The 12,429-nt window shown below is 65.5% G+C and carries 8 protein-coding genes; 5 read left to right on the forward strand and 3 right to left on the reverse strand.

Annotated elements, in window-relative coordinates:
* Positions 1 to 442 precede the first annotated feature (442 nt).
* Both GGR16_RS19575 and GGR16_RS19580 read left to right on the forward strand, forming a co-directional pair.
* Complete coding sequence (locus GGR16_RS19575; protein WP_019402606.1) at positions 443 to 1,558, forward strand: glycosyltransferase family 4 protein; 1,116 nt, start codon at positions 443 to 445, stop codon at positions 1,556 to 1,558.
* Complete coding sequence (locus GGR16_RS19580) at positions 1,555 to 3,057, forward strand: glucosamine inositolphosphorylceramide transferase family protein (protein ID WP_183317702.1); 1,503 nt, start codon at positions 1,555 to 1,557, stop codon at positions 3,055 to 3,057. The genes GGR16_RS19575 and GGR16_RS19580 overlap by 4 nt, the downstream gene beginning before the upstream one ends.
* Here the strand turns inward: GGR16_RS19580 and GGR16_RS19585 are convergent, their stop codons facing one another.
* Genes GGR16_RS19585 through GGR16_RS19595 form a run of 3 tightly spaced genes read right to left on the reverse strand, consistent with a single transcriptional unit; the run spans position 3,058 to position 7,718 of the window.
* Positions 3,058 to 4,629 (reverse strand): hypothetical protein, encoded by a 1,572-nt coding sequence (locus GGR16_RS19585; RefSeq protein ID WP_019402604.1) that lies wholly within the window; start codon positions 4,627 to 4,629, stop codon positions 3,058 to 3,060. It abuts the gene before it with no gap.
* On the reverse strand, positions 4,601 to 6,430 hold the full coding sequence (locus GGR16_RS19590) for a Wzz/FepE/Etk N-terminal domain-containing protein (RefSeq protein WP_183317703.1): 1,830 nt from the start codon (positions 6,428 to 6,430) through the stop codon (positions 4,601 to 4,603). Before GGR16_RS19590 ends, GGR16_RS19585 begins: the two co-directional genes overlap by 29 nt.
* A complete protein-coding gene (locus tag GGR16_RS19595) occupies positions 6,411 to 7,718 on the reverse strand; it encodes a polysaccharide biosynthesis/export family protein (protein ID WP_019402602.1) in 1,308 nt (435 codons plus the stop codon). Before GGR16_RS19595 ends, GGR16_RS19590 begins: the two co-directional genes overlap by 20 nt.
* A 661-nt stretch (positions 7,719 to 8,379) precedes the next feature.
* Here GGR16_RS19595 and GGR16_RS19600 point away from each other — a divergent pair.
* The 3 genes from GGR16_RS19600 to GGR16_RS19610 all read left to right on the forward strand — a co-directional run bounded on the left by GGR16_RS19600 (position 8,380) and on the right by GGR16_RS19610 (position 12,383).
* The gene (locus tag GGR16_RS19600; protein WP_183317704.1) at positions 8,380 to 9,183 is read left to right on the forward strand and encodes an alpha/beta hydrolase family protein; all 804 of its coding nucleotides are present in this window, start codon (positions 8,380 to 8,382) and stop codon (positions 9,181 to 9,183) included.
* Positions 9,184 to 9,239: 56 nt separating this feature from the next.
* Positions 9,240 to 10,718 (forward strand): lipopolysaccharide biosynthesis protein, encoded by a 1,479-nt coding sequence (locus GGR16_RS19605; RefSeq protein WP_183317705.1) that lies wholly within the window; start codon positions 9,240 to 9,242, stop codon positions 10,716 to 10,718.
* Between the two features lie 273 nt (positions 10,719 to 10,991).
* Positions 10,992 to 12,383 carry a glycoside hydrolase family 16 protein gene (locus tag GGR16_RS19610; RefSeq protein ID WP_183317706.1) on the forward strand — a complete coding sequence of 464 codons (1,392 nt, stop codon included), beginning with the start codon at positions 10,992 to 10,994 and terminating at the stop codon, positions 12,381 to 12,383.
* Positions 12,384 to 12,429: the final 46 nt, after the last annotated feature.

Raw genomic sequence — 12,429 nt, forward strand, 5'->3', positions numbered from 1 at the left:
GTTGACGCGGCAGGCTGCGCTGCGGCAGAACGGTTTGCGCGACCGGTCCGCTCGCACCGGCTGGGGAGCGCGAAAGCGCCTTGCACCGGGCGCGCCCCTTGCCGGTCGATCGCTGGCGCAAGGCGCTGCAGCGTCTTGCCAGCAGGCGAAGCGCACCACTTCCAGGAGATATTCGACGTCCCCCCGCGCCAGCATGCGCGGCCTGGCGAATACCATAGGTGTAATTCAATATTGCCTTGACATAACACCGGAGCAGTCGGACGCGTGCCTCGACAATGCGCAGCTTCAGTGGGACACTTCGACAGTTGACCAAGCGTTATTGAGCAATTCGCCCTTTAGCGGAGCGAATAGTGTGATGCAGAGTGATTCCGCGGTCATTGGTCCTGTTCACCGCGCTCCATCGGAGGTCAGGACATGTCGTAAGCCGACTGCGGATGGGGGGATGCGTGTGCTCCTCCTGCAGACGCAGGCCGAAAATGCCGGCGCGCAGGAGATTGCCCGGCTTCTCGCAGCGGGGTTGGCAGACCGCGGGCACGATATCCGGCAGATCTTCTTCTATCGCCGCACGGCGGCCTTCGACGGGGATGAGAGAACGGTGTTCTGCGCCACCGCCCGCCCGACGGGGCCGCGTGCCCTTGCGCGTCTTCTGTGGGGACTGGGGCGCGAAATCCGGCGCTTCCGGCCCGATGTCGTCCTCTGTTTCCAGCACTACGGCAATGTGATCGGCGCACCGCTCGCCCGGCTTGCCGGCGTGCGTCACGTCATCGCCAACCAGAACTCGGCGGGCGCCGTCGTGGCAGCGCCGGTGCGCACCGCCGACCGCTGGCTCGGCTGCCTTGGCGTCTACAGCCGCATCGTGGCGGTGTCGGGCGAGGCGGCAGCCGAGTTCAAGGACCACCCTCGCGCCTACCGGAGCCGCCTGATGCGGATTGACCACGGCGTGGCGGTGAAGCGCAGTCTCCTCGACCGAAAGGGCGCTCGGATCCGGTTCGGTCTGCCCGTCCGCCCGACAGTCCTTGGCTGCGCCGCGCGGTTGCATCAGACCAAACAGCTCGACGCCGCCGTCAGGCTGCTGCCGTTGAACCCGACCTGGCACCTGGCCCTGGCAGGACAGGGGCCGGACGCCGCGCGGCTGAGAGCACTGGCACGCGATCTCGCCTGTGCCGAGCGCCTCCATCTTCTTGGTGAACTCGGTGCCGAGGACATCGCCGACTTCTTTGCCGCCCTCGACGTCTTCGTCTTCCCGTCGCTGGCCGAAACCTTCGGAATCGCGGCAGTGGAGGCGGCGCAAGCCGGCGTTCCGGTCGTGGCGAACCATCTGCCGGTGCTGCGGGAGGTGCTTTCGGTCGCCGGCGAGCCCTGTGCGGTTTTCGTCGATGCCAGCGATCCGGCGGCATTCGGGGCGGCCGTGGCAGGCCTCGTGGCGGCTCCGGGGCGTGCTGCCGAAATGGCCGCTCGCGGCCGGCGCCTGGCTGCGCGATATCCGGTCGACGCGATGGTGGAGGCTTACGACAGCCTCGTTCGCGATCTCGGCGCGAAGCAAGCGGCGGCGCCATGACCTCCCTCATCGTGGATAGACGGCGGCTGAGACGCTGGCACGTCGACTTCGCGTCCCGGCTGGCGTCCGGGCGAGCGGCATCCCTCGTCGTGACAGACGGTGCCACACTGCCGACCGCCGTCGAGCTCCTCCTCTCCCTGGAGCAACTGGTCCGCGGACTGCCGGGGCCGCGCCCGAGCGACCGCGTCTCCGCCGCTTCGGGCTGCCCGCTGCCCGCGGGCCCGGTGCTCGACCTCAGCACCGCCGGCGCGGGCGGACCGGGTGCGCTGCGTCTCCTTTACGACGGCGTGCCGGACGAGGCTGCGCTGTTCGGGGCGCTGCTCGCGGGGCGTACACCGCTCCTCGAGATCGCCGAGGCGGGCAGTTCCCGCATCCTCGCGCGTGCCTTGCCTTCCATCGAGACAGCCGAAAGCCTGGTCGAAGCCTACGAATGCATCGTCGCGCGCGTGCAGACGCTCGCGCTCTCGGCCCTGTCGCAACCGGGGCAGTGCGTGCGGCCCATGCCCCGGGCTGCCGCTCCGGCGAGCGCAACGGCGGCGGTGCGCTACGCGGTCGGTGACCTCGCCTTCTCGGCATTGCGGCGATTGTACCGGCTGTGCACGCGAGCACCGCACTGGCGGGTCGGATGGCGGTTCGTCGACGACGAGGCCGATGTTCTCGACCGTCGCGATCTCGGGGGCACGCCGTGGCGCGATGTTCCCGATCCGGGCCTGCGCTTCCTGGCCGATCCGTTCCCCGTCGTCTGGCGCGATGAGACCTGGATCATGGTCGAGGATTTCGACCACCGTCAGCAGAAGGGTATCATCGCGGCGATCCCGTTCGGACCGGATGGTCCGACCGGCGCAGCCCGACCGGTGCTGGAGACGCCCTGGCACTTGTCCTATCCATTCCTCATGGTTGACGGTGGCGAGATCTGGATGGTTCCGGAAAGCTCGGCTGACCGCTCCGTCCGCCTGTACCGCGCCGATCCGTTTCCCACCCGCTGGGTGGAGGAAGCCGTGCTGCTCGAGGGCATCGAAGCCAGCGACGCGACGATCGTCCGCCATGGCGGGCGCTATTGGATGTTCGTCGCCACCCGCGACGGCGCCGGTGCGCCCTCCGATACTCTGTCCCTGTTCATGGCGGATGCGCTGGTCGGGCCGTGGCGGCCGCACCCGGCCAATCCGGTCCTGATCGATGCGTCCGCTGCGCGTCCCGCCGGCAATATCGTGTGCCGCAACGGGCGGCTGTGGCGGCCGGTGCAGGATTGCCGCAGCGGCTACGGGCGGGCGCTGGGCCTTGCCGAGGTGACCCGCCTCGATGAGGAGGAATTCGCGCAGACCGTCCGCACGATCCTTGCTCCCGGCCCGGACTGGCCAGGCCGCCGCATCCATACGCTCAACCGGGCCGGGCGGCTCGAATGCATCGACGGTTCGGCGGTGTCGTGGAGGATCCCGCTGCCAATTCCGGGCCTGTCGGCCCGCGTGCAACCCGATTGCGCGGTTCGTCCGATCCCGTGATCAGGCCGCGCTGCCGGGCTGTCGCAGCTGCGACCAATCCGCTGGCCGGAAGGACGCGCTTCGGCCATGGACAGGCTGGCCGGAGGTGGCGGGCTGCGCAGCAAGCACAAGGCCGATCATGAAGAACAGCAGTCCGGCGCTCGAGGGAGAAAACAGTGCTTCCTCCTGCAGGACGCCATTCGCGATGAGACCGATGGCGGCCGTCGCGAGAACGATGTGCAGCGGATCTCTCGCGACGATCAGCTGCCGGATGACCAGGATGGCCAAGAGGAAATAGACCGCACTGAACGCGCCCAGCTGATCGAGCATCACGCCGACGGCACTCTCGATGCCGCGATCAGCACTGCCGGCATGCTGCATGGCGACCCAGTCGATCCGGCCATTGACGCCCGTCTCCGTCAGATTGCCGCTCGTTCCCACGCCATGGCCGAGAGGTTTTGCGACGAAGGCCTTCAGCCCGCCCAGGAACCCAAGCACATGGAAATCCCCATGCCGGAGCCCGAGAACGATCCCCGCGGCCGTGGACATAGCCCAGACCGTCACCACGGCCAGGGCACGAAGAATGGACGGCATCGACAGCAGGATTCGCACACCGAGGCGCGCCCCCGCACAAGCGAGGAAGAGGAGTACGGCGCCCTTCGAGTTGATCCCGTACTGAAGAGGAGCCTGCAGCAGCAGCACCGTCAAAGGTGCTCTGGCGAGGAGAGGCAAGGAGGTGATGACCAGAGCATAGCCGAAGCTGATCGGATGCGCGGTCGGACCCTGCAGGCGGATGATGGAGAACGCATCGAGGTTCGGATCATTGAACAGGGCGGTTTGCTGCGCATTCAGATATTGCGAGAAACCGAGGAACAGTCGGTACTGGATGTCGGCTGAGCGTTCAGAGGTCCTGAGCATGAACCGGTCGAAGCCGACAAGGGGATACAGTTCCTCGCGGAAAGCCATCTCGACGTAGCCGAACACGAGCAGGACGACGAACGCCGCACTGAACCACCGTAGGCTGCCGGTGCCGTTCCGGGGCTGGCACAGCAGGCCGAGCGCCAGGGCGATCGGCAGCAGGCTGATGTTCCTGGCATAGGCCGCAGCGCCGTTGAGGCCGGCGGTGGGGATACCCAGGGCGGTCTGGCCGCCGATGACGACAAGGACGATCCACGACAGCCACACGAGATGAACATGACAACGGGCGACGCGCTGCCGTGCGGCGATGGCTCCGATCGATACCGCGGCAAACAACGAGACCATCACCAGAAAGCTGAGGGCCCGGGCGGTGCTGATCTGGCCGACGGTGGAGCTTTCCTCAACCCAGAAGGCGATTGCCACGTTCTGGAAAATGGCCGTTGCGATCAACAGGGCAGGGATGCTGTCCCGAAAGACGAAGAAGAAAACGACGGCGAAAATCGCCGGCAAGGCGAGCATCGGCGCGCCGATCGAAAGGAGAAGACCGGGGCATATGATCAGGAACAGGAGGGCGGCAACGGCTCCGACTATCGGCGCAGCCTGGCGCTCGCCGAACCCGGGGGCTGCAAGCCCGAAAGGGTTCGCCCTAGCAGCGCTTTGAGCGATCGAAGACATGGCTCAAGACCACTCCGGCCACGCGTTTCTCGTTTCCTCGGATGGAACGGAAGAACTCGCTGATCTGGCCGACGGTGAGCCGCCCCGCCTGACCGACCAGCACGAGGTCGTCCAGGGCATCGATCGCATAGTGGGCGTCGGCGGATTCGAGGCACTCGGGCATCGCGACGATGATCAAGGGATAATTGTCCCGCGCCTGGGAGATCGCCGCCGCGATCCAGTCAGGAAAGCGGATGGCCTCGGCCGGCTCCGGCCGGGAGGGGAAGCGGCTCGGCAGGAACTGCATCCCGGTCGTCTCGTCCGTGTAGAGAGCCGTTTCGATCGTGCTCTTCTTGGCCGCGATGTCGATCCCGCCGCAGGCGGCACCGGGCGCGAGACAGCGGGTCAGTGCGGCCGCATGCCGGTCGGCATCGATCAGGAGCGTCTTGCGCCCCAAGCCGGCGGCCAGCATTGCAAGGTTCGATGCGACGATCTCGTGCGACAGGCGGTGCCCGACGGGTGCGATGCCGATGACAGCCGAGCCCGTGTCCCTCAGCCGGGTTTCGAGGCGGGAGAGGAGCAGGCCGATCGCGCGGGAGAACTCGGAGCCAGGGTCTTTCACGACCTGTCTCAAAGCGTCCGTGTCCGGCCGTGTCGCACACAGCCGCGCGCCCGCTTCACCTGGCGAAGCCGCGGGCCGCTGCGAGCGCATTTTGCGGGGAGAAGACGGTATCTGCGGCATGGCTGCCACGCATGTCAGGCCCGTCGATGCTTCCAGCTGATCCGGCGTGTGGATCGTCCGGTCGAGGCGCTCCTTCGCCGCCGCTATCATCAGGCCGAGGACGATCCCCCCGAGGGCGGCGATCGCCAGGATGGCGGTATTCGACGGCCCGTCGGGTCTCGACGGCGGGGATGCGACCGTCAGGACGCGGACGTCGGAGATCGGAAAGGAGAGCTGCTGGGCGGTTTCGGCATAGCGGTGCACGAAACCCTGGTACAGCGTCTGGTGGTTCTCCAGGGCGCTCAGCAGTTCGCGCAGCATGAAGGCGCGTTGGGCCGGATCGCTGGGCCCGCTGCCGGCCTTGAACTCCTGCAGCCTCTGGGCCGCTTCGAGGGTCTGTTGCCGCAAGGCTTCGATCCGCTGCTCCAGCCAGGTGATTGCCTGTTGCGTCAGACGCATGCCGGCGGCCGATTGGCCGGCCAGATAGCTGCTCACCAGCGCGTTGGCGATTTCGGCGGCCTTATCCTTGTTGCGCGATGAGAAATTGACCTCGATCACTTGCGAGGTGCCGATGCGCTGCACGACGAGCGCCTGCCGCACATGTTCTGCCGCACTGCGCAAACGCGCGGCTGCGCTGTCTGGAGGCTGCCGGGGGCAGGGAAGCCATGCCGCGCTCGGGCAAAGTCGCGCAATGCTGGCCCGCCAGTCCAGCATTCCGTTGAATTCCGGATCGTCGTCGAGATGGAGCTGGGTGACCGTATTCTCGATCGTCAGGGCCGATTGCAGCACTACGACCTGACTTTCGATATAGCCGATCTCGGCGACGTTGTTCGGGATCGCATCCTGATCCTGAACAGCCCGCGGCTTCTTGACGTCGAGAAGCACGGTTGTGCGCGCTGTGTAGTAGGACGTGGAAAAGGCAAGATACGAAATGCCGACGGCCATGCACAGGATCGTGCAGACCAAAATGGTCCCGAGGTTTCTCCGGGCGAAAGCGGCAAGGGCTGCAATGTCGGCAAGTTCGACATCGGGCACGCCTCCATGTGCCGCAACAGGCACGTCCCGATTACCGGCGTCGTGCTTATGGGGAACCTGAAGCATAGTGTTTATCCCCAGCCGCAGTTGATTGACGGGTTTGCGCGGACTCGGCCGTCACTGGAGTGGCGCGCAGCGTCACGAAAACGGTATCGCCGGGAAAGAGCTCCGTGTCCTCGCTGCTTTCCATCTCGCGGTTCTCGGCAGCCCGGTAGACGACGAATTCGGGCTGGCCGCCGGTGCCCCTTATGAGCTGCGATTGCAGCGTGCTCGTGTAAAGCAGCTTCTCGCCGACACTGCGCAGCCGTGCCGTGACCTGAGCGACGCGCACGTTGACGTCCTGCAGCTCCCGCAGGAGTTCGATCCGACGCTGGTCGTCGAGCCTGGTCAACAGCCTCTGATACTCCGTGCGTTGCCGTTCGATATTGTTGATCTCGACGATCGTCTGGAGCACTTGCGTCGACGACATGAGCATGGCGCGGCGGGCTTCCGACAGCCGCACGTTGGATGCCATGCCGCGCTGGAAGTAATCGCGGACCTTGTCGAATTCGTTGCTGTCGGCGCGATGGCCATCCTCGTCGTTCTTTCGTTTCCCGGCCAGAATGGTGAGGTGCGTCGTCGCGGCGTCGATCGCGCCTTGCAGATGGGCGCGTTCCTTGTCCTGATCGGCCATTCGCGCCGCGAGCTGCCGCTCCTCATTGGAGCGCAGCTGCTGGAGCAGGTCCGGTGCGATCGGGAGATTGGCCGGATCCGGCGAGACCGCATCCCCGAGTTCCGTGCGCAGGCGCCACAGATGCGCCTGTTCCCGCGCGTAATCCGTCCACAGCGATTCATATTCTGCCCGCAGGTCGGCCGATTCCAGGATGGGATTGTTCATCCGGAACCGCATGATGTCGTACCCGCCGGCGACTGCGACCGCCTGGCGGACTGTGAGGCCCGGCCGAAACGGCTGCTCGCCCGGTCTCGTCACGTCTCCGTTCAGGTAGATCGGCCTGTACTCGACGATCGACAGCGTGACTTCTTCGGGGAGGACGACATGCGAGACCTCGCGCCCGTCGCTCGTTCGCTGCTGGTAGATCTTCGAAGCGAGGATGTTGAGGAGCCTGGCTCTGAGATCGGCGACGGACAGGCCGCCGGCCCTAACGTTTCCGACGAGCGGGAATGCAACCTCGCCGTCGATCCCGACCGTCGAACGCTGTCGCAGCTCCGGCACGCCGGCAACCGCCAGTTCAAGAACATCGCCCGATTGCAAGCGGTAGGCCGCCCATGCGGGACCATGCGGCCACAGCAATGCGGCGAGAAGGACGGCGATTGGCGCCAGCTCCCTCAGGCGAAACGAGAAGGAGATGCTCATGGGCACCTTCCCTATGTTCGATGGCGACCAGCGCAGCGGCATGACGTCTAAAATCTGTCAGGGTCCAAGTCTGTCGGACTCGGGGAATATATTATCGGAACTATGCAGTGCGGGTCGGGACATCCTGAGGTAGTTCGGCATTTCGGGAGTAGATACCATAGAGCGTATTGACTTTCCGAGATAAGCCTCCATACCGGACCGGCTAAGCTTGAGGGCGGAGCACGACTGCCGGGCATTTGCGCCGAAGCACCGCCGGCGGCCCCGGCAAATACCCGGATTGGCGTTGCTCGATGCCGCCGGATCTCTCGCCCGCCAGACGGGAAGCCAGCCGCCCCGCTCGCACCGGTTGCGCCGTGAGGTGCAGCAGCCGAGGGGCGGTGTGGACGGCCGGGGCCGTGCTGCGCCCGCCTATCACCTCGGATTAGTTCGCAATCGCTCACCACGATCCGTCTACAGCGATGGTCTGCGCCGGCAGCACTATTAGACTGCTATTGTAATTGTTGCTTTGGGGAGGATGCATTTGCTGCGTTATGCACGAACGATCGCCTCCCTCAGGGGGATTGCGGCAGGGATAGCCGGGGCAATCCTCATGGTGCCCATGGTGATGGTCTTGGAGGGCCGGAGCACGGCGCAGAATGATCTTGCGGCGGGAAGAGATGTCTTGCGGTATTTCGAGCCGGCGGGCGTTACGCCCGGTCCCATGGATGTCTTCATTCACAAGCCGGCTGCCTGGCGCCCGCAGGACGGGCGCCTGCTCGTTGTCCTGCATGGCGCCGACCGGAACGCGACGCTCTTGCGGGACACCTGGCGCCCGATTGCCGAGAGGTACAACCTCCTGCTGATCGTGCCCGAGTTCAGCGAAGCCAAGTTCCCGGGCACCTTGTGGTACAACCTTGGTAATGTCACCGATGCGGCCCGCCGGCCCCAGCCCAAGGCAGCCTGGACCTTCCATGCGCTCGATCGGGCCGTCGATGCGGTTCGCCAGGCGACCGGCGCGGTGAAGGACCGCTTCCAGCTCTACGGATTCTCCGCCGGAGCGCAGTTCGCGCATCGATACCTTCTGCTGACCGGCGCACCACGAGTCGACCTCGTCGTGGCCGACAGCGGGGGGTGGTACACCCTGCCTGATCCGACGCAGGACTATCCCTGCGGTCTCGGCGGCGCGGCTCCGGACGAGGAGGCGCTCCGCTCCGCCCTGGGCCACCCGCTCGTCGTCGATGTCGGGCAGCACGATACGAAATCGACGGATTACTTCGGGGCCGACGGATACGAGGCCTGCGCCGGCCGCCAAGGTGTAAACCGCGTCGCTCGCGGGCAGTTCTTCATCGCTTTCGGCAAACGTCAGGCCGAGCGTCTCAAGACGGAGTTCGCCTGGCGCCTCATCGAAGCTCCGGGTGTCGGTCATTCCCAGGAAGAGATGGCGGAACACGCATCCAATGCGCTGTTCGCGCACATGAAATGGTGAGCGGACCCAAGTCGCCCGCTCAGCGAGTGCTCCAGTCCAATATTGGAGATAGGCTCTTGCAGACCAGAGAGAAGAAAGCGCTGCTTTGGACTTTCATGGATGTCGTGGGGGGCCAGGGAATCCCGTTCCTCGCATTCCTGATCATCGCGCGCCTGATCGGACCGGAGCAGTACGGCGTATTTGCGATCGCGATGGCGCTGATCGGCCTGATGAATGTGGTTCTCTATCACGGCATAGCGGATGCTCTCATCTGGGTGGAGGATCCGGGGCCGTCGCGCACATCGACGGTATTCTGGATGAACCTGCTCCTGGCAGCGGCCATTTTTCTCGCGATCCAGGGACTCGCCGGCTGGCTCGCAGCGGTCTACCACGCTCCCATCATAGAGCCCGTGCTGAGGTGGATCGCCTTCCTCGCACCCCTGCAGGCGCTGATGAGCGTCCAGATCGCGCTCTTCCTGCGCAACCTGGACACGGCCGTCCTGGCGCGGCGCACCATTGTCGGACGGATCGCAGGCGTCGTCGTCGGCATCGCGCTGGCGGCCGCGGACTGGGGCGTTTGGTCGCTCGTCGCCCTGCAGTTGACGCAGACTGTCGTTTCGGTGGTCATCCTGTGGACGGCGACCTCATGGCGGCCGCGCTTCATATTCAATCTCAAGCAGGGCCGTGAACTGGCGCGTTTCGGTTTCTGCTTCATGGGGGGAAGCTTTGCGACCGCGCTCAGCAACAGCGTCGACAGCCTGATCGTCGGCCTGTTCTTCCCGCCCGATGCGGTTGCCTGTTACGTGCTTGCCTCACGCCTCCTCGATATGGCGAGCACCGTCCTGCTGACGCCGATGCGCATGCTCGTCATGCCGATCCTGAGCCGCAACACCGCTCACCGCGGCGTTTTCACAAGCTCCTACGACATGATGGTGCGGTCCACCCTGGCCATCTGGATGCCCATGCTCCTCGCGCTCGGCATCGGGGCGGAGGTGTTCGTCCTGGCGCTACTCGGGCCGCAATGGTCGGGCGCCGTCGGCATCCTGCAGGCCATGTGTCTGGTCGCATTCACCTTGCCGCTGTCCTTCTTCGCAGGCTCGGCGCTGTCGGCGGCCGGACGGCCGGACCTGTTCTTCAAGCTGGCCACGGCGAAACTGCTGACGGTTTCCATCTTCATCGTCATCGGCGCCCAGTTCAGCCTCACGGCGGTCGGTTTCGCGTGGTCCGGCGCCTTTGCCTGCATCGTCCCGCTATGCCTGTTCACGCTGCAGAAAGCGTGCGGCGTCAACTGGACCGTGGGAACCAAATCGGCATTGCGGATCGCGGCCGCCGGGCTCGGCTTTGCCGTTTGTGCGCTCGTCACGATCAACTGGATGGCCGCCTACGATTGGCCAATGCTGCTCTCGCTGTTGAGCGGCATCGGCCTGGGGTTCGTCGTCTATGCGGTCCTGCTCGAATATGTCCTGCTGCCCGGTTTCGTGAGGACGGCGCTGAAGGAAATCAGGATCTTCTTCGTCCGGGCGGCGCCCGAGACGGAACGGGCGAGCGGGGCCTGAGCCCGCGCCCGGTCCGATCGGGCTCTCGGCAGGCGACGCCATTTGCGGTGTTCGGGCGCCATGGACCGTCTCCCAAGCCGGTCGTGCCGGCCCCTGCATGAGAACGTCAGCAACGTTCCGTAAGCGCCAGATCAGGCAGCCGTTTTGATGATGAGCCGCGCGGCCGCCAAGCCGAGCGTGCGGCTCATCTGTGCGGGCGCCATATTGCTGCCACGTTGACCTCCAACATCACCCTCGCGCCGATGAATAACAACCACGATAACGGAGGCACTATTGGCTATAGATCCCAACAACCTAGCCGCAACAGCTCATCTAACCTTCAGCGATGAGTTCGATGATCTTTCCATTCGGCATAATCACGCCGGTTCTGGCACGTGGAATACGACGCATGACTACGCGCCGGACGGATACTCGGCCGGAACCACATGGTTCGTGAGTGCCGACAATCCCAGCACGTCCGGCGTCCGTCCGTGGACAGTCGACGATGGCGTTCTGAACATCACGGCTCAAGCGGCCCCGGATGGCCTGCGTGAGCCGTACACCTCTGGGCACCTCGATACGCAGGGCACCTTCTCGCAAACCTATGGGTATTTCGAGATGAGCGCCAAGATGCCCGCGACGGGCACGATCGCCGATGGCGGCAACGGCAGCGGGGCCGGCGGCGGTGCGTTCTGGCTTCTCCCCACGAGCGGCGCCTGGCCGCCGGAGCTGGATGTCTTCGAGTCCAATTCCTGGGGTGGCGTGTTCACCGCCCACACCGGGGTCGGCGGGCACTCGGCCGACAGCACCTGGCTCGAGATTCCGGATCTGTCGACCTCGTTCCACCGCTACGGCGTGGCTTGGGAGCCCGATAAGATCACCTGGTACCTCGACGGCCAGCAGGTCTATCAGGCTGCGACACCGGCGGACATGCACGACCCCATGTACCTGCTGCTCAATCTCTACACCAATGATGGCGGCGGGTCCGGCCCGTCGACGATGGAGGTTGATTACGTTCGCGTCTATGCGGAAGGTGCAGGCGACGGCATCACGGATCCGTCGGTGACGGCGTCCACGTCCTCCAGCTCGTCCACGAGCGCGACGACCGAGAGCGCGGCTGCGGCCGAGGCGTCGGCGACGCAGGGCTCGATTGAAGCTGCCGATGCTATCGAAGCAGCCGATGCCGATGCGTCTGTCACCGTCGAGGCGGATGCCGACGTTTCGGCTGATGCCAATGGTGGATCGGGTGCGACCGACGGCTCGGCTGCGACCACCGAGACGGCTTCCGCCACCTCGGGCGAGGAGAGCCTCGTCGCCGATGTGAGCGCGAGCCAGGCCCAAGACGCCACCGCCGCGGTGGATCCCGCGCCGGACCTGGTGCCTGCGCCGGATCTGGTGCCTACGCCGGACCTGGCGGGCGATTCCAGGCCCGGTCATCATGGCTGGTGGCATCAGGGTGGGAGCGATGCGGCCCGATGGGGCGGGATCGACTTCTCGCAACTCCTGGACCATGGCGCGCGGGCGGGATCGTTCTCGCCCTCCAAAATGGGAAGCGACTTCCAGTCCCATGCCGCGGCCGCCAGTGACGCGTTCACACCGACGGACCATATCGATCTGTCGAGCGTCTTCGGGGCCATGCAAAGCCACGATCAGGCCTTCCAGGACCATCACCACTGGTGGGGCTGATCCCTTGATCCTGGTCCCGGCGCGTTGCGCCGGGACCTTCCGGTAA

The organism is Chelatococcus caeni, from assembly GCF_014196925.1.
GTDB classification, from domain to species: Bacteria; Pseudomonadota; Alphaproteobacteria; order Rhizobiales; family Beijerinckiaceae; genus Chelatococcus_A; species Chelatococcus_A caeni.

Excerpts from the sequence above, each read along its gene's own strand:
- GGR16_RS19580 (WP_183317702.1), top strand. The coding sequence starts at position 1,555 with ATGACCTCCCTCATCGTGGATAGACGGCGGCTGAGACGCTGGCACGTC.
- GGR16_RS19575 (WP_019402606.1), top strand. The coding sequence starts at position 443 with ATGCGTGTGCTCCTCCTGCAGACGCAGGCCGAAAATGCCGGCGCGCAG.
- GGR16_RS19585 (WP_019402604.1), bottom strand. The coding sequence starts at position 4,629 with ATGTCTTCGATCGCTCAAAGCGCTGCTAGGGCGAACCCTTTCGGGCTT.
- GGR16_RS19595 (WP_019402602.1), bottom strand. The coding sequence starts at position 7,718 with ATGAGCATCTCCTTCTCGTTTCGCCTGAGGGAGCTGGCGCCAATCGCC.
- GGR16_RS19590 (WP_183317703.1), bottom strand. The coding sequence starts at position 6,430 with ATGCTTCAGGTTCCCCATAAGCACGACGCCGGTAATCGGGACGTGCCT.